Origin of the sequence: Bacillus sp. 7884-1 (assembly GCF_002272245.1) — a bacterium.
Classification (GTDB): Bacteria; Bacillota; Bacilli; order Bacillales; family Cytobacillaceae; genus Neobacillus.
The window spans coordinates 18,197-35,697 of the sequence record NZ_NPDD01000077.1 but is presented as its reverse complement, the minus strand read 5'-3'; the positions used below and the strand labels follow the sequence as shown (position 1 = coordinate 35,697).

Here is a 17,501-nt window from a genome sequence, read left to right as displayed (position 1 = left end):
CATATTTACTATGTCCATTACGTTGACACGAAATAGTCAACCACTGCTATTGGTCTGTTATGATATTCTAAGTTCAGGGCTAGAAAAAGGAGGTCTTAAATTGGGGAAACTTGGTGGACTCATATACCGTCACCGGAAAACGGTGCTTGCATTTTGGCTGCTTATTATTATAATTTCAGTGGTTTTCGCCATAAAACTACCTTCCGTATTAAGCGGTAACGGCTTTGAATACAAAGGTGAATATAACGAAACAAGAATGCTCCTTGAAAAGGAATATGGACAAGCCAAATCGTCTATTATCCTTGTCTTCGAAAGAAAGAGTTCGGTTAATGATCGTGACTGGAATCAATATATCAAAGAAACCTTTGAAGATTTAAAAAACTTTGACGGTACCAAAAGCATAACAAGTCCTTTTGACCGAGAAGGAATGATAAAGGACGAAGTTGCCTATGGTCTGTTGGCTTTTGATAAAAAAGCAGAGGATCTCAGCACTGAGATTGATCAATTAAACAAGATTCTTAAAAATAAACAGGGATTAACCGTTACCATGACGGGTGAGCCAATTATTGTTCAAGACCTCAATATTGCCAGCCAAGAGGATTTAGCTAAAGCTGAAATGATTGGACTGCCGATTGCTTTACTTGTCTTAGTCCTGGCTTTCGGAGGTTTAATTGCAGCCTCCATTCCGATTGTTATCGGGGTTGTATCGATATTAACCACGATGGGTGCTGTTTTCTTTTTTAGTTATGGTACCGATTTGACCATTTTTATATTAAATATTGTCCCGATGATTGGACTCGCTTTAAGTATTGACTTTGCCTTATTACTAATAAACCGCTACAAAGAGGAATTACATACAAAATCCATTCGGGAAGCCATCGAAATAAGCGTAGCAACAGCTGGACGGTCGATTATTTTCTCAGGACTTTGTGTATTTATTGTCTTATCGGCTTTATGGTTTATTCAAATAGATATTTTTCAAAATGTTGCGCTAGGCGGCATGGCCGTTGTATTTATTTCAGCCCTTTGTGCCTTGACCTTTCTTCCTGCCTTATTGGCTGTAATAGGGACTAGAATAAATAAATTTAGCATCCTGCGATTAAAAGATACAAAAACTAGCATTTGGCATCGGTTTGCAAAATTTGTGATGAGGCGTCCGGTTCTTATGGCAGGGGCTGCCCTAGCCATCCTCCTTGCAGGTCTTATACCTGTTGCACAAATGACGATGTCGATTCCTGGGACCGAATCTCTTCCGGCTAAATATCCATCAAGAGTTGCATTTGAAACCTTTGAGGAGCATTTTATCTCTAAAGATAAACGCACTGAAAAGAAAGTATCTATCGTATTGGAAACAAAAGGAAGTATTCTAGAATTAAATAATCTTGAGAAGGTAAGCAGCTTACTTGATCAGCTTTCAAAGGATAAACTTGTTGATACAGTTGATTCTCCCTTTTCCGCTACAGGTATACAGGAGGAGAAAACATTGTCTCAACTGCTCTTATATGGACAAAAACAACAGACTGCTCCCATTCTAGACTACTTTGTTCGAGATAATAAAATGCTGATTGAGGTGTATTTAAAAACTACTGATCATTCCGCTGAAGCAAGGGAGTGGATTCGTGATTGGTCCTCCAGGGACTTGGGTTTGGCCACCCATTTCGGAGGAGCAATAAAGTTTGAGCAAGAAATCTTTGATGAGATATCTGAAAAGGCTCCCTATGGATTGTTACTAATTGTTGTCTCAACCTTCTTCATTCTGATGGCAGCTTTTCGCTCAATCCTCATTCCACTGAAAGCCATAATAATGAATATATTAAGTCTTAGCTGTACGTTCGGAATAGTCGTCTGGATTTTCCAGCAGGGGCATCTAGGAGTAGAGCCTGCAGATATTGCATTAATATTACCTGTTTTTGTATTTACCCTTGTCTTTGGGCTATCAATGGATTATGAGGTGTTTTTGATATCGAGGATTCAAGAGTTTTATTTAAAAACAGGAGATAATACCGAGGCTACGATATCGGGGTTAACGTACACTAGTAAAATTATCACCTCTGCCGCAGCGATTATGATTGTGGTAACAGGTGCTTTTGCCTTTACAGGCGTCATGCCGATTAAGCAGCTTGGTGTCGGTATCGCGATTGCGATTTTCATTGACGCCACTATTGTTAGAATGGTCCTTGTGCCAGCTTTGATGAAGTTATTCGGGGATTGGAACTGGTGGTTTTTTGGACTAAAGAATAAGGTACAATCGAAGGAAAGAAAGAGGCCAGCATAATATCATAAGTAGTTTAGAATTGGAGGGCTAAATAAAATAACTTTATAGCTTCCCGTTAGGAATCGTTCCCTTAGATGACGAAAATGAGGGTTCAAGGGAACACTACCTGTAAAATTCAACAAACAATTAAGCCATTAATGCAAAAAGGGCAGCAACTTTGCTGCCTTTCCTTTTTATAATGGTATTTTTCGCGTATTGTTCGCTAGGTACTTTACTTAACACAACATATAAGCTGACAGGTTCACTGCCATTATTGTTAAAGGCAAGCTCTTCGTCGCCGCCAACATGAACCAAATCTGCTTCTGATACTGGTGTTTCCTGACCATCGACAATGAAGGTGCCAGTCCCAGTGACTACATAAAGATAAACTTCTGTACCAGGGTGCTTATGAACGGGAAGCTGTTGTCCAGGCATGAAATTTAATACAAACGCTGTTGTTTCACCTTTTTTGTAAATAATACGTTTTGTAAATCTTTCTTCGCTGAACTCTTGATAGGCTTTAACTGAATTTTTTTCCATCCTATTTCCCTCCCAGTGAATTCCTGCCTTTATCTTAACTGAAAATCATTTTCAATTAAGTGAAACGTATCACTGTTTATTATTTCTAATCGTGTTGAGAAAAACCAAAAAAAACAGCTTGTAGACGTGTTAAATATAAATTAAATAAATCTATTAAATTAAATTCCTACCTTTTCTGCCTAATAAATCGTTTCTGATCAATAGTCCATTTAGCTTTTCAGAGCCCAAAAGCATGATTGCAATAAAACCTGCAATGAAAAATGGGAAGATTCCTATTGTTGAGTTTGCTGCAATGAAACCAAGAAGTGGAGGCAAGAACGTGCTGCCTGTATAAGCAACAGCCATTTGATACCCCATAATAGTCTGAGAATGCTCCTGTCCAAATCGGATTGGTGTCTCTTGTAACATACATGGAAAAATAGGTGCTAATCCTAGCCCGACCAAAATAAAGCCTACAAGCGAGAATGCGGACGGCAAGGGCAAGAATAGAAGTGAGGCACCAGTTAATGCAATTATTTGCCCCATCCGAATGAGATTGCGGTTACTTACTTTAAATGTAATAAAGCCTGTTATAAATCTTCCGACCGTTATTCCTGCGTAATACAAGGAAACCCATTTTGCTGCGACATCCACGGATAATTCTTTAACATTTACCAGGAAACTACTTCCCCAAAGTCCCATAGTTGCTTCTGCTCCACAATAAAACAAGAAAGCTAGTAAAGCTAGCTTCACGCCCCTAATGTGCAAGGGATTTTGATTTTTAGAATTTGCTTCATTCAATCCACTATTTGTTTTTTCATGCTCCGTAGCTGCGATCTCATTGTTGTTTCCTGCAACTTTGTTCCATAAGGGCAAAGTTAAGAAGAGAATAACAACTAAAACAAACTGGAAACCTGCAATGGCAAGATACCCGCTTCTCCAAGTATTTTGACCAGAAATATACTGTGCCATAATTACAGGTCCCATTGTAGCCCCAACTCCCCAAAAACAATGAAGCCAACTCATATGGTGGGCTTTGTAATGTGAAGCTACATAATTGTTTAATCCCGCATCCACTGCACCCGCACCTAAACCAAGTGGTATCGCACAAATAAATAACCAAAAAATTGAAGGGGCAAAGTGAAAGCCGAGCAATGCTCCGGCTGTCATTAAGACGCTGACAAATGTGACAATGCCGGTTCCGAAGCGTTTAAGCACAGCTCCGCTAGCAAAACTGGAAATGATCGTTCCTCCAGCAATGGTCATAAAAAGCAATCCGGCAGTTTCTAGCCGTGCTCCAAATTCCGATTCCATCAAAGACCATGACACTCCCAATAATGAATCTGGTAAACCTAAGCTGATAAAAGCCAAGTAAATAATAACTAAAAAGAATGTAGCCATGAATAAACTCCCCATGAATTTGAAATGTGTTAATATGTCTTAGCTGCTCATATCGGTGATCATGAGGTCAAGACCAAGACTTTGTAATCCAAGTAGATAGTCTTGTTTCCAATCACTCATTAAAAGTTCTGGAAGATGCTCTGCTGGAATATACTTTGAGCTTCGTTCTACAATTTGGTCTATGATAAATTGGTTGACTTCATCATCGCAAAAAATAATGGCGTGAGGGTTAATTATCGCTGCAAATGAAGCTACTAATCTGCTAATGGCATCGATCTCATTTTCCTCACTTATAATTGCTTTTTTAGACCGGTTTCCACTTTCCAAAGCCTGCCCGAAATTTCGTTCATCATACTGTGGAACGAAAGAAACTTCACCTGAAAAATTAGTGCTGCCTCGCACCACAACTCCATTTACCATGATTCCTGCACCTGGGCCATTTTGACCTGAATATAAATAAATTAGAGAGTTATTTTTTTTGATTCCCTTACTATCGTGATAACCAAGCACTGCCGCATTCATATCATTCTCTATTACAACAGGTATGGAGAAACGATTTTCCAAGAATCCCTTTAAATCAAAGTTCTGAAGAGGCTTATAACCTGGTATATAAAAGATTCGCCCATTTTCAACGGAACCAGGTACACCAATGGCTATAGAATTAATCTTCGGATATTTTTCCACTATCTCTTCAATACATTCGGTTATAGATGTTAAACCATCATCTACTAAAAAGTTTGAGGTATTCCCCGCATCCTTCACCTCTCCTAAACAGTTAAAAACAATATAATTTATCTCTGTTCTCTCTAAAAAGATGGCCAACCCTAGCATGTATTCCGGATTGTATGTATATCTTTTTGCCCTTCTTCCACCACTTGAATCATCAAGGCCGACTAAAATAAGTTCACCTTCCTTTTCCATCTGTGCTAAGAATTTACTTATTGTAGGGAAACTAATTCCTAATTTATCGCTTAGTTCAACTTTGGTTACACTTTCAACTTCTAAAAGAGATTTACGAATATTACGAAGGATTTCCGTTCTCAGCGTTTTTGGAGTAGCATTCACAAGGGTTACCTCCTATTAAATAGACTTATTAAACCATTTTAATAAGTATCGAACAAAAAAACTTATTAAACGACTTTAATAAGTAATGATAATAATATATCATAAAAAATTACCGAAAACAAAACTTATTTCAACAAGAGTAGCCCTTAGATAATTTCTAAGGACTTCTCTTTTAGTTAATATAAAGTTGTTTAATTTTTGATAAAAAACACTTAACTGAGCTTAAAAGGGACTAATAAAATCGTTAAAATTTGGCTACTTCGTCTTGAAGTTACTGCTGTATTATCTGAATAAGGTTGCCACATGTATCGTCAAAGACAGCTATTGTGACTTCGCCCATTTTTGTCGGTTCCATAGTAAACTTTACGTCTTTTTCCATTAATCGTTCGTACTCTTTTCGAATATCCGCAACGCCAAACATTGTTGCTGGGATGCCTTCAGAAGTTATTTTCTTTTGATACTCCTTTGCAGCAGGATGGACATTGGGTTCGAGCAAAAGTTCAGTACCGTTTTGTTCATCTGGAGAAACAAGTGTTATCCACCTATATTCTCCGGTGGGAACGTCATGCTTTTTAACAAAGCCTAGCTTTTCTGTATAAAACTCCAGTGCCTTGTCTTGATCTTGTACGAATAAACTGGTAACAATAATTTTCATACTGTTTTGCCTCCTTTTATATTTTAGATGTTCGTGCTCAGGCTACGAGTAGAAAAACCACAACATTTATCAGATGTTGTTGAATAAAATTACTCTAACCATCCTTTCAGCAAATTTTTAAGTGGTTCGTTGTTAAATAGAAGTACTCGGTATTTTCCCTTTCGTTTTGACTTTACGAGCCCTGCATCTTCCAATACAGAAAGATGTTTAGCGATCGCTTGTCGCGAAATGGAAAGATTGTGCTTCATAATGAGTCGTACCGTAAGTTCATACAACGTTAGCTCGTTGCGTTCGGATAGTTCGTCTAATATAAGCCTCCGAGTCGAATCTCCCAGTGCTTTAAATATAGCGTCTTTGTCCCAATTCATATATTAAGTATAAGCAACTCTAGGGTTGCCTGTCAAGCATACGCAACTGTATGGTTGCGTGATGAAGGAACCGTATCATACAATCTTTATAAGTTAAATTCACCTATTAAAAAAGTGAACTATTTATTTGTTTAATTGGTAACTTAATTAACAACTAAATTAGCACTAAAAAAGGAGCATATGAGTTATGCTCCTTTTACATTTTAGAAGTTTTAAACAGTTTGGTTGTTTAATCTTTTTAGCTCTTCTTCAATCCTAACTGGATCTATTCGTTCAAACAATGGTTCCACATTTGATAAATGCTTTGATTTGACTAAAAACGCTTTCCATTCGCTTTCTGTTGTGTTTATCATTTCCTTGACTTTTCTGCTTGAAAAAGGAAGAAATGGGGTGAGAATATGAGCTAAATTTGCAATCAGATAAACACAATCTGCCAAGGTTTGGTTGCAAGACTCAGGATCATCCTTAATTTGTTTCCAAGGCTGTTGCTGATCAAAGTATTTATTCGAGAATCTGACAAGTTCAAATGTTTTTTCTAATCCTCGTTTGAAAGAATCAACATCGATACAATGCCCCACTTCATTGTATAACAATATTTTTCATTTTAGAATCCCGCTTTTTCACCCATCAATGGAATCAGATGCATCACCAGATTCCCTCCGAACCACCTTTTACTCTTTAAGGGAACATGAAATTCATATCACTTGATAAATTGGCAAATAATATTCAGGAGGTGATATTGTGGATGAGAATAACTTAAAGCTTACATCCTCTGAAATAGGAACACTATGGGGAGAATATGTGAACGGTACCATGACAGATGTGGTAAATAGATATATGGTCACAATTATTGAGGACGCGCAAATTAAAGCCATTTTTGAGAGTGCAATTATGACGTTTGGAAAACAAAAGAAACAAATCGTAACCTTTATTGAGAAGGAGGGCTTTCCAGTTCCAATTGGATTTACAGAATTAGACCTTTTTGAAGGTAAACAAAGATTATTCACGGATATATTTTGCCTAAATTATTTACATATCATGACATTACATGGTCTGCTGGGGCATACCACTTCATTCGCTGTTTCTGTTAGAAAAGACTTAAGGGAATTTTACGATTCTTGTGATAATGATGCGAAAAAGATGTATCATCAAACGATTGAATTATTGCTTGAAAAAGGAAATTTTCAGAGGGATCCTTTATTTTATCCAGCAAAAAACCCTGAATTTGTAACCAGCCAAGATTTCACAGATGGACTTTTCGGAAAAGGTAGAAAATTAGCAGCAACTGAAATCATTACTATTTCTTTCAACCTAAAAAAAAGCATCATGGCAAAAACCCTATCTATTGCTTTCGGTCAAGTCGCCCAAACAAAAGAAGTAAGAAAGTTTTTAACGGATTCTCAGAACACAGCTGATGGTCAAATAAAAACATTTTCAAAAATAATGCAAACGGATAACCTTCCAGTTCCGAAATCTTGGGAAACAGAAGTTACAACTTCAACGGACTCCCCTTTTTCGGATAAGTTAATGTTGTATCATATTGGTTTCTTGTTCCAAGCTGCACAAAACTATCATGGGGCAGGTCTAGCATCATCCATGCGAACAGACCTTGTGGCCGCTTATGAGGGGACTATTCTAAAAAATCTTATGGTTACAAAAAAGTGGCTTAATCTTATGGTTCAAAATAAATGGCTAGAACAGCCGCCACTTGCCCCTAATAGAAAAGAAATTGCTAAAGAAGTGTAGCCAAACAACTTAACGATATTTGAAATGTTATGGGTCCTGTTTAGTCTCAACATTGTTTGTTTTTCCTGGAATAATAATTGGATTAATTCTAAAAACCATCCTCATTTACTTTTAAGAAGATGGTTTTTTAATGTTATAAAGGTATGAAAATTTACTCTGGATTGTTTAGGTTGAGAAAAGAATGTTTGCTCTTTGCCGTCCCGGCGTCAATGCTTCAATTTCTCCAATTTTTATAATATCACTCCCGCAAAGTTCCCTCTCAACACTTGTTTCTCATTCTGATTTAAACAAAGGAAAGTTGCCACAATAGACATTCTATTATTATCTTGCTTTTCAAACTGTTCAATTGTTACTTCACATATTATTGTGTCTCCTGTAAAAACTGGTCTCAAGAACTCAAAATTCATAGAGCGAGCCAGTACATTATTATCTCCACCAACCTTTGTAGGTAATGTGGCTGTCAACAATCCTTGTATGACAAGTCTTCCCTGTTCGTCTGGGGTAATATGATGATTCCCTTCATCCAAAGATACTTTTGTAAACATTTCCACATCTTCTTTGTTGAAGGTACGTTCAAACCTAATTATATCTCCTACATTTATTACCAATCTGGACTCCTCCTTGAATTTTATACTAATTCTAGTATAAATAAACTCGAAGATTCAAACAATTGTTGACTTTCTTATAGTTAACTAGCCCGTTAGGAGGAAATGGCATGTACTGACGGGCTTTAGAATCTACTTTTATTTATCCAAGAAACCCAAAAAGTCATTAATACGAATGACCACACCTTCTAGCTTATGTTCTGCAGTTAAATTAGCTTGCCCACTCACCGTTTCAACTTCCCATAACTCACTACCTTCCTTTTGATACTGTAATTCTACTGAGAAATTATAGACCATGTCGTTGGTATCTATTTTTTCGTATTCGATGTTTTTCACCTTTAATTGGTATCCATTCCTTAGCGGAGTATTCATTAATACTGCTCCATAGCTATTTACGAATTCCATGTAGGACGTATCATCTGCAAAATATTTTTTATATCGATTTTCTTCATATTGCCGTAAAGGTTCTATCCATTCGGTTTGATTGATAATTTCTTTGAATTCATCACTTGGACCTGTAAGGGCATTCTGTAAAACAGCTTCCATATTCCGTATATTTTCATCTTGAGTTTCGTTTGCTCCAAGTGAAGTGAGAGTATTCAAAACAATATCCTTTCCATTAAAAAAGAAAAACCATGAAAATGCCAGAACACACAATGTGATACCACTTGATACATACGATAACCGTTTCATCATGTACCTCCTACTGACTTTTCTTGCACTTTCTCTAAGTTTATCTTCCGTTGATGAAACAAATTCCTGCCTTGGTTGTAAAGGAAATGATTCTTTAATTAGATTGAACAAATCCTTATCAGTTTGCATTTCCAATTGCCTCCTTTACATCTATATACAATTTCTGTTTAAGGTCTTTTAAAGCTCTGTGATAATCTACTTTGACCTTTGATTCACTGCATTTGAGGATCTCAGCTGTTTCTTTTATTGAAAATTCATTTATACCTCTAAGCAAAACGACTGCTCTATAATTGGGTTTTAATTTCGAGATTCCTTCATGCACTAACTTTTGCATTTCACTAAGTTCAACTAATTCATTTGGTCCTTTTTCCTTTGAAACCATATTCTTGAAAAATCCCTCTTTAAAAATAGAAGAAAACCTCTTCTTTCTATAGTGGTCTATTGCTACATGTTTTGCGATTGAAAAAATCCAAGTTTTGATAGTACTATGACCATTGAAGTTTGATAAGTTTTTCAGTAAACGAATAAATACTTCTTGTGTCATATCCTCCGCTTCATCTTGATTCCCCGAAAAACAAATAAGGAATCTATAAACATCTAAATAATGATGATTATATATTTCACTGATTTTTTCTTCCAAATTCTCTAAATCAAACAAACCTTTCCCCCCTTACATTGAATTATTCATCTATTAATCGTTTAACTTAAGAAAAAGTTACAGGATTTTGTTTATTGACTGATTTCACTCACATAACAACACTTTGAAAGATAAAAAGCCTAATCCCTCCGCATTTTTAGCGAGGAATTAGGCATATGATTTTCCATAAACGCACCCGTATCTTGAAGAATGAAATTAAAGCTTTTCCCTAGGTGATCCCGTTCACAAATTCAAATTTAGCTGTCTGTGCAAATTTAGACCCTTAGCGAGCCACGAAACCCTCTGGCTCCATAGTAGGAGTCCGCACCGTTATGATACAAGAAGACGTGTCCGAAGCGACAATCGCAAAAAAGGGCACCGCCGAGTTTTCTAATATCAGAGGGTGTTTGCACCCAACTCGACGTTTTCAAATCGAATCTTTCAAGTTTCTGCAAGGCACGGTATTGTTCTTCCGTTAAAACTTCAATGCCCATTTCAACTGCCATATTCATAGCACTATTTTCTGGTTTATGTTTTTTCCTTGCCTCCAGCGCTTCACGGTCGTAACATACACTTCTGCGACCTATAGGACTTTCCGCTGAACAATCACAAAAAATGTATTCATCCTTCTTTTCATCATAACCAACAACATCCGGTTCACCGCCGGTTCTTTCCATTTCAATGAGCGACCACAGTTTTTCAGTATTAGCATCCAGCTTAGCTTGGACTTTAGCCCATTCGAGACCTTTATGGCGGTGCATGTTTTTCTCAAAACGGGCTTTTAATACGCTGAGCAATTCTTCAGGGTGTTCTAGTGATAACTCCTTTTTATTGCTGATTTCATTTTTGTTTGTCATGCTAATTTCCCCCTTAATAACTATGTAAATTTAGTTTACAATAATTTATCTGATTATGAAAATCCATTCCTCCAGATTAAATAAAAATAAAGGAAACTGTATACTTCAATACCAATATCATAAACTAATCCTAGAATAGAAAATGAGTAGAATTAGAGGTATTTCCTATGGGGATTTTCAGGAAATCAAAGACCATTACCTTGACCGCTGCAGAAGTATCCGCCCTTTGGCTTCAGTATTTGGGTGATAGTATGGCAGTATGTGTTTATAAATATTTCCTTAACATAGTTGAAAATAATGAAATTAAACCTATTTTAGAATTCGCATTAAAGTTAGCTGAGAGCCATATTACGAAAATCACCGAATTCTTAGATAGTGCTAATTTCCAAATCCCAAAAGGATTTACAGAGAATGACGTGAATGTTAATGCACCTCGTCTATTTTTCTGACCAATTTCTACTATTTTACTCCTATATTATGACAATACATGGGATAACTGCATATGGCTTGGCTGTTTCAAACACGGAGCGACTAGACCTTCAAGATTACTTTTTTGATTGCACAGTATCCTCTAAAGAATTGTTCCAAAAAATAGTGGAATTGGCTAAAAACCAACCAAAATATACAAGTGTTCCATCCATTCCTTCACCTCATGGAGTGGAGTTTATGGAATCGACAGGATTCATTTCTAATTTAATTGGAGACAAAAGACCACTAAATAGTTCGGAAATCAGCACCCTTTTCTTTAATTCAACGAAAACTGGATTTATCAGCTCGTTAAGTTTAGCTTTTAGTCAGGTGGCGGTGCGTGAAGATGTTCGTAATTTTATGTTAAAAAACGTTAAATTAGCAGGGAAAGATGCTGAAAGCTCTGACACTATATTACAACAGGATCATTTACCAATACCTGAAAAGTGGGATGAAGAGATTACAGATTCTACCGTAAGTCCATTTTCAGATAAATTGATCATGTTTCATGCCGGATTTTTAGTTAATGCGGCTCTTACTTATTATGGTGCATCATTAGGTTCAAGCTACAGGTCCGATATAATCGTAAACTATAGTAAAGTATTTACCCATGCTATGGAGGCAGGTGCGATTTCTTATAATATTATGGTTAAACATGGATGGTTAGAAAAACAACCTGAAACTAATTAACAGAAAACCTCATAACCACTGGCATATAATTAAACCACAAATTACATAAGAAAACGCAAAGTACATAGCAACTTTGCGTTATTGTGATGAAAACTAGCAGTGAGTGAACTGCTAGTTTTGTTGTTTGTATATTCCTTCAACGATTTGATAAAAACATTTTCACGAGTGATATTCTCGGTTATAAGAATTAAGCAAGAATACTGATGAGACGGGGTTTATGTTATATGAACCTGGGGAACGAGAAACAACGGTTGAACAACAAAGAATATCAATCAAAAAAATTATGATTGAAAAAAACTCAATCTTCTTTGTTGCCGAAACGGAAAACAAACTTGTAGGGTTTATTGCAGCAATAGGCAGTAATTTAAAACGAAATCAACATTCCTGCTATCTAGTTTTAGGAGTTTCAGAAGATTACCGAGGTCAAGGTATTGCGACTAAGCTATTTAACAAATTGTTTGTTTGGGCAAAAGACGTTGGAATTTCCAGATTGGGATTAACGGTTATTAAAGGCAAGACGAAGGCGTTTAACTTATAAAGAAGATGTGGTTTGTTTTAGAAGGAGAAAAAGTTCACTCACTGAAAATTAACGGGGAATTCGTAAACGAATATTACCTATATAAGTTGTTATAAAATCAATAAAGCACGATTAGAAATTTTCGTTACTACTTGGCTCCTTTTTTAGTCCGAACGGGCACGAATAGCCTTTATTCGTTACCACTTGGCCCCTTTTTCAACCTGAACGGGTACGAATAGCGTTAATGTCCGAAAAATTTCTAAATTTCCCGTGTATGCTTCCATTTAATGATGGCCCCCAAATGTAAAAACAGCCTGAATGATAATCAGGCTGTTTTTACAGAACTAAGCCCCTTATTGAGAGCTTGTTTGTTAACCTCAATTAAATGGTGTTTTTCTTCTGACAGTACTTTTTTCAATGATTCGATGATGGATTCACTCGAAACTACCTTTGTCAGTTCGATAAAGGCGCCTAATAAAATCATGTTCGCGACCCGTGCATTTCCAAGATCTGCTGCCATATCGGTTGCAGTTAATTCAATGATTTCGATATCACTGCGTTCGGAAACTCTTGTCACTAATGATGAATTAATAATCAATAATCCTCCTGGACGTACACGGTGTTCGAATTTATCGAAGGAAGGATTATTTAGAATTATAGCTGTCGAAGGATTTGTGACTAGCGGGGAACCAACGGGTTCATCGGATACAATCACTGCACAGTTTGCCGTTCCGCCGCGTTGTTCAGGACCATAGGATGGAAGCCATGAAACGCCTTTCCCTTCGAGCATGCCTGCATATGCTATCAGTTGACCCATTGACATGACACCCTGTCCGCCAAAACCTGCGATAATGATTTCCTCCAACATGTTTACTGGCCCCCCTCGATATTTTTGTAAACGCCTAGAGGATAAGCAGGAATCATATTTTCTTTTACCCATTCAAGGGATTCGTAAGGATCAAGACCCCAGTTTGTCGGGCAGGTTGATAATATCTCAACCATTGAAAAGCCAAGCCCATTTTTTTGTGCTTCAAACGCCTTCCGAATCGCACGTTTTGCCTTTTGGATATGTGGTACATCATGTGCAGAAACTCTTTCAATGTAGGCAGTTCCATCTAAAGTAGCCAGCATTTCACAGACTTTAATCGGCGATCCCTGAATACTTTCATCACGTCCAAAAGGGGTAGTAGCTGTTTTTTGGCCGATCAAGGTAGTCGGTGCCATTTGTCCGCCTGTCATACCATAAATCGCATTATTTACAAAAATAACCGTAATTTTTTCCCCTCTAGCGGCAGCATGAATGACTTCACTTATACCGATGGATGCTAGGTCCCCATCACCTTGATAGGTAAATACATAGCGGTCAGGCAGCACCCTCTTCACACCTGTTGCCACAGCTGGAGCCCGGCCGTGAGCCGCCTGGGTCATATCACAATTAAAATATTCATAGGATAAAACCGAACACCCGACAGAGGCAACCCCAATCGTGTCCTCTAAAATATCCATTTCTTCCAAAACCTCACCGACAAGCCGGTGGATGACGCCGTGTGTACAGCCCGGACAGTAGTGTGTTGGGTTATCGGTCAAACCGTTTGTCTTTTTAAAAACTGTTTTCATACTCATACCGTAATACCTCCGGTTACAGTTAAAATCTTTTGATAAATTTCTTCCTGAGTTGGTACTACTCCGCCTGTCCGTCCGTAAAAGTCCACCTCTGTATGACCATTAACAGCCAATCTCACATCCTCAACCATTTGACCGGCACTCATTTCTACGGAAATATATCCTTTTACTACATCTCTCGTTTCTAGGAACGGTTTTTCTGGGAATGGCCAAAGTGAAATTGGACGGATTAATCCTACTTTTAAACCTTGCTGTCTAGCTTTATTAATAGCATTCATCGTAATTCGGGCTACGGTGCCAACAGCTACCATAATATAGTCAGCATCATCGGTTAGATAGGTTTCGTAGCGAACCTCGTTTTCTTTTATTCTCGCAAACTTTTTCTGCAAGGCTTCGTTACGAGTTTCCAAGCTTTTAGCATTAAGCTCCAGTGAGGTGATAATTCTTCGCGGTCCGTCTCCGCGGGTTCCGGTTGTTGCCCAATTCTTTTCTGGAAGCTCTGATTCAGTCCGCTCTAAAAACTCTACTGGCTCCATCATTTGCCCGAGCATCCCATCTCCCATAAGAATCACAGGTGTACGGTAGCGGTCGGCGATGTCAAATGCTTCACTTGTTAATTCGACGATTTCTTGTAAAGAAGCGGGTGCCAACACGGGGATATTATAGTCCCCATGACCGCCGCCCTTTGTTACCTGGAAGTAATCAGATTGGGCAGGCTGGATATTCCCTAAGCCAGGGCCGCCCCGAACGATGTTTACAACGACAGCGGGTAACTCTGAACCTACTAAATAGGAAATTCCCTCCTGTTTTAAGCTGAATCCAGGACTTGAAGAGGAGGTCATAACCCTGACTCCTGTCCCAGCAGCACCATAAACCATATTGATCGCAGCGATTTCACTTTCATCCTGCAGAAATAAGCCGCCAACCTCTGGGAGTCTTCTCGCCATGTAGGCTACAAGCTCACTTTGCGGTGTAATCGGATAGCCAAAAAAGTATTTACAACCTGCTTGGACCGCTGCTTCCGCGATGACTTCATTTCCTTTCATCAACACTTTCCCCATAAATAAGGCTCCTTTCAAATTAAACAGTTTGCAAAACCTTGACTGGTCTGTATACGGAAATGACACAATCCGGGCAAATTTGGGCGCATTTCGCACAGCTAATACAATGGTCCTGATCGGTGACGGCTGCTGGACGATAGCCTTTTCCATTTAAATAGTCTGCTAGAAAAATAACATTTGTTGGGCATACCTGAACACAAAGTCCGCACGATTTACAAATATCCTCATTAAAAACAACTCTTTTTTCCACCTGTTTTCACTCCTATCCTTCCCAGGGTAATTTCATATAACGCTCGATGAACATCACCTGATGGCTTTTTGCAAAACAACTGGCTTCATTTTCTAAATCAACAGAGATGGTTGTGTATAGCAGCGGAATTGAAAGCATGTTTGACACCTCCAAACTCATCTCATACCCGTTGAGGATATCTGCCATGCTCGTTTCGCTGCCGATATTTGAATTGTTGATGATTCCCGTTACCTTTAAACGAGCAGCCTTTTCAATCTGCTCAATCGTGTAGCTCGCACCTTCTATGGTACTAACATATGGACGATTCGCGTTCAGGACGAATAACAGCTCTGGTTTTAAATACTTCCATTCGTGATAATACTGTCCCAAAGCCATAGCTCCATCTTTATCGCCACCGGCATCGATAATCACTCTGTAGCAAGGATCATGTAAAACACGATAGATTTCTCCCGAAACAATGGGTAAATCTGAGGTTGCCAGGCGGTTGGCAGGAGATATTAATTCAATATCCCGCTGCTCGAAAAGATCGGAAACATCCCTAGAACGAAAATAAGGATTAATGACATCTAAGTCGTTAATAGCTGTTTTGTTATGTAGCTTTTTCTCATTCATTGCCAGATTTATCGCAATCTCTGTTTTGCCACTACCAAAGTGACCGGTTAGGATGGTGATTCTGTTCAATGTAAAGGATACCTCCTTAAACGAAGCTCTTTTGCAAACGGTTACATTTAAATAAATACCTATTATATACTTTATTATAAAGTACGTTTTCACCAATAGGCGTTGACCAATGTCACAGTTTAATGAACATGTTGTTGTACTTTTAATGGTTCATTTCGCATGTATCAACAGCTGCAATCTGCCAAATAATAACACATAATTAACTGTTTGGAGGGGGTTGACGTTTATGAACAATAAAAAGGTGTTCCTTTTACTCATCATGTTTGCAATCACTCAAGTACTATTTCCTTCTAACATGGATGCAGAAAACACAAGAATCGTTGATTTACGAATCCTCGAGACGACCGATTTACATGCTACTTTAGTGAATTATGATTATTACCAGACGAAAACAGACAATACAATTGGACTGGTAAAGACCTCCAGCCTTATTCATCAGGCGAGAAATGAAGCAGTGAATTCCCTTCTGTTTGATAATGGCGACCATTTAAAAGGAAACCCGCTTGGTGAATACCTGGTTAGAATAAAAGGAATTCAAAAAGGAAAAATACATCCCGTTTACAGTGCCTTTAATTATCTAAAGTATGATGGGATTGCAATCGGCAATCATGAATTAAATTATGGGCTTAAATTTCTAAAAACTGTCCTAAAGGGAGCTAAAATGCCTGTGGTTAATGCAAATGTATATAAAGCAAAAACCAATAAGCCTTACTTTAAGCCTTATGTAATTTTAAAAAAGAATGTTGTCGACATTCAGGGACAAAGTCATGAATTAAAAATTGGAGTCATAGGTTTTATGCCGCCTCAAATTATGCGATGGGATAAAGCAAATTTAGAAGGTAAAGTGATTGCGCGGCCCATAGTGGAAGCCGCGAAGGAATTCGTACCGAAGATGAAGGCCGAAGGAGCAGATATTATAATTGCTCTTGCCCATACAGGTATTGATAGTGAACCATACCATCCTGAAACGGAACATGCAGTCTATTACCTAAGTGAGATTCAAGAAATTGATGCCATTCTAGCCGGACATTCTCATGGCATTTTCCCGGGACGCGCCTACAAGGATTTACCTAAGACAAATATTGACGAAGGGAAAATCAAGGGAAAGCCAGTTGTCATGGCAGGTGCCTTTGGAAGCAGGCTTGGAATTATCGATCTTCAGTTAGAGGTTCAAGACGGAAAGTGGAAAGTTTTAAACAGTACATCGTTTACAAGAGCGATTGCAGATGAAACCGGAAATCCCCTTGTAAAAACTGATAAAAAATTACTTAAACTAATTAAACCTGAGCATCAAGAAACAGTAGACTTCCTAAAAAAGCTTGGTTTATAGCAATTTATATACATGAAAAAAGCTGGAGCCTTTAAAGTGACCGTGGCTCCAGCTTTTTTGGGGTTTTGATATAGTTGCTAA

21 protein-coding genes are annotated in these 17,501 nt (G+C 37.9%); 6 read left to right on the top strand and 15 right to left on the bottom strand.

Annotated features, from left to right (window positions below):
• The first annotated feature begins 100 nt into the window (after positions 1-100).
• The gene (locus CHI06_RS10170; RefSeq protein ID WP_257009232.1) at positions 101-2,275 is read left to right on the top strand and encodes an MMPL family transporter; all 2,175 of its coding nucleotides are present in this window, start codon (positions 101-103) and stop codon (positions 2,273-2,275) included.
• A gap of 126 nt (positions 2,276-2,401) precedes the next feature.
• On the opposite strand, the gene CHI06_RS10165 is transcribed toward CHI06_RS10170, so the two are convergent.
• From CHI06_RS10165 to CHI06_RS10140, 6 genes are all read right to left on the bottom strand, one after another.
• Positions 2,402-2,794, bottom strand: a complete 393-nt coding sequence (locus CHI06_RS10165; RefSeq protein ID WP_095248434.1) for a cupin domain-containing protein — start codon at positions 2,792-2,794, stop codon at positions 2,402-2,404.
• Positions 2,795-2,947: 153 nt separating this feature from the next.
• Positions 2,948-4,174: an MFS transporter gene (locus CHI06_RS10160; RefSeq protein ID WP_095248433.1), complete on the bottom strand. Its 1,227-nt coding sequence runs from the start codon at positions 4,172-4,174 to the stop codon at positions 2,948-2,950.
• Positions 4,175-4,213: 39 nt separating this feature from the next.
• Entirely contained in the window at positions 4,214-5,239 is a 1,026-nt protein-coding gene (locus CHI06_RS10155) for an ROK family transcriptional regulator (RefSeq protein ID WP_095248432.1), read from the bottom strand.
• 271 nt (positions 5,240-5,510) lie between these two features.
• Positions 5,511-5,894: a VOC family protein gene (locus tag CHI06_RS10150; RefSeq protein ID WP_095248431.1), complete on the bottom strand. Its 384-nt coding sequence runs from the start codon at positions 5,892-5,894 to the stop codon at positions 5,511-5,513.
• Positions 5,895-5,983: 89 nt separating this feature from the next.
• Positions 5,984-6,262 (bottom strand): ArsR/SmtB family transcription factor, encoded by a 279-nt coding sequence (locus CHI06_RS10145; RefSeq protein ID WP_095248430.1) that lies wholly within the window; start codon positions 6,260-6,262, stop codon positions 5,984-5,986.
• A gap of 212 nt (positions 6,263-6,474) precedes the next feature.
• Entirely contained in the window at positions 6,475-6,855 is a 381-nt protein-coding gene (locus CHI06_RS10140; protein ID WP_095248429.1) for a hypothetical protein, read from the bottom strand.
• A gap of 148 nt (positions 6,856-7,003) precedes the next feature.
• Between CHI06_RS10140 and CHI06_RS10135 the strand changes: the two genes are divergently transcribed.
• A complete protein-coding gene (locus CHI06_RS10135) occupies positions 7,004-8,008 on the top strand; it encodes a DUF3231 family protein (protein WP_179292591.1) in 1,005 nt (334 codons plus the stop codon).
• A gap of 230 nt (positions 8,009-8,238) precedes the next feature.
• Here CHI06_RS10135 and CHI06_RS10130 read toward each other — a convergent pair whose 3' ends face one another.
• From CHI06_RS10130 to CHI06_RS10115, 4 genes are all read right to left on the bottom strand, one after another.
• Positions 8,239-8,640, bottom strand: a complete 402-nt coding sequence (locus tag CHI06_RS10130; RefSeq protein ID WP_373558144.1) for an FAS1-like dehydratase domain-containing protein — start codon at positions 8,638-8,640, stop codon at positions 8,239-8,241.
• Between the two features lie 111 nt (positions 8,641-8,751).
• Positions 8,752-9,435, bottom strand: a complete 684-nt coding sequence (locus CHI06_RS10125; protein WP_095248426.1) for a hypothetical protein — start codon at positions 9,433-9,435, stop codon at positions 8,752-8,754.
• Complete coding sequence (locus CHI06_RS10120) at positions 9,425-9,964, bottom strand: RNA polymerase sigma factor (protein ID WP_095248425.1); 540 nt, start codon at positions 9,962-9,964, stop codon at positions 9,425-9,427. Before CHI06_RS10120 ends, CHI06_RS10125 begins: the two co-directional genes overlap by 11 nt.
• Positions 9,965-10,218: 254 nt before the next feature.
• A complete protein-coding gene (locus tag CHI06_RS10115) occupies positions 10,219-10,800 on the bottom strand; it encodes a DUF4256 domain-containing protein (RefSeq protein ID WP_095248424.1) in 582 nt (193 codons plus the stop codon).
• A 167-nt stretch (positions 10,801-10,967) separates the two neighbouring features.
• On the opposite strand from CHI06_RS10115, the gene CHI06_RS30430 reads away from it, so the two are divergent.
• From CHI06_RS30430 to CHI06_RS10105, 3 genes are all read left to right on the top strand, one after another.
• Positions 10,968-11,249, top strand: a complete 282-nt coding sequence (locus CHI06_RS30430; protein ID WP_257009230.1) for a DUF3231 family protein — start codon at positions 10,968-10,970, stop codon at positions 11,247-11,249.
• Complete coding sequence (locus CHI06_RS10110) at positions 11,221-11,958, top strand: DUF3231 family protein (RefSeq protein WP_257009229.1); 738 nt, start codon at positions 11,221-11,223, stop codon at positions 11,956-11,958. The genes CHI06_RS30430 and CHI06_RS10110 overlap by 29 nt, the downstream gene beginning before the upstream one ends.
• Before the next feature lie 217 nt (positions 11,959-12,175).
• Positions 12,176-12,496, top strand: a complete 321-nt coding sequence (locus CHI06_RS10105) for a GNAT family N-acetyltransferase (protein WP_306453807.1) — start codon at positions 12,176-12,178, stop codon at positions 12,494-12,496.
• Positions 12,497-12,800: 304 nt separating this feature from the next.
• Here the strand turns inward: CHI06_RS10105 and CHI06_RS10100 are convergent, their stop codons facing one another.
• Genes CHI06_RS10100 through CHI06_RS10080 form a run of 5 tightly spaced genes read right to left on the bottom strand, consistent with a single transcriptional unit; the run spans position 12,801 to position 16,186 of the window.
• A complete protein-coding gene (locus CHI06_RS10100; RefSeq protein ID WP_095248423.1) occupies positions 12,801-13,343 on the bottom strand; it encodes a 2-oxoacid:acceptor oxidoreductase family protein in 543 nt (180 codons plus the stop codon).
• A 2-nt stretch (positions 13,344-13,345) separates the two neighbouring features.
• Positions 13,346-14,098 (bottom strand): thiamine pyrophosphate-dependent enzyme, encoded by a 753-nt coding sequence (locus tag CHI06_RS10095; protein ID WP_257009228.1) that lies wholly within the window; start codon positions 14,096-14,098, stop codon positions 13,346-13,348.
• Positions 14,095-15,159 carry a 3-methyl-2-oxobutanoate dehydrogenase subunit VorB gene (locus tag CHI06_RS10090; protein WP_095248422.1) on the bottom strand — a complete coding sequence of 355 codons (1,065 nt, stop codon included), beginning with the start codon at positions 15,157-15,159 and terminating at the stop codon, positions 14,095-14,097. Before CHI06_RS10090 ends, CHI06_RS10095 begins: the two co-directional genes overlap by 4 nt.
• Positions 15,160-15,178: 19 nt before the next feature.
• Positions 15,179-15,409 carry a 4Fe-4S dicluster domain-containing protein gene (locus CHI06_RS10085; protein ID WP_095248421.1) on the bottom strand — a complete coding sequence of 77 codons (231 nt, stop codon included), beginning with the start codon at positions 15,407-15,409 and terminating at the stop codon, positions 15,179-15,181.
• A gap of 12 nt (positions 15,410-15,421) precedes the next feature.
• Positions 15,422-16,186 carry an ATP-binding protein gene (locus CHI06_RS10080; RefSeq protein ID WP_142300941.1) on the bottom strand — a complete coding sequence of 255 codons (765 nt, stop codon included), beginning with the start codon at positions 16,184-16,186 and terminating at the stop codon, positions 15,422-15,424.
• 130 nt (positions 16,187-16,316) lie between these two features.
• On the opposite strand from CHI06_RS10080, the gene CHI06_RS10075 reads away from it, so the two are divergent.
• Positions 16,317-17,420: a metallophosphoesterase gene (locus CHI06_RS10075; protein WP_095248419.1), complete on the top strand. Its 1,104-nt coding sequence runs from the start codon at positions 16,317-16,319 to the stop codon at positions 17,418-17,420.
• Positions 17,421-17,501: the final 81 nt, after the last annotated feature.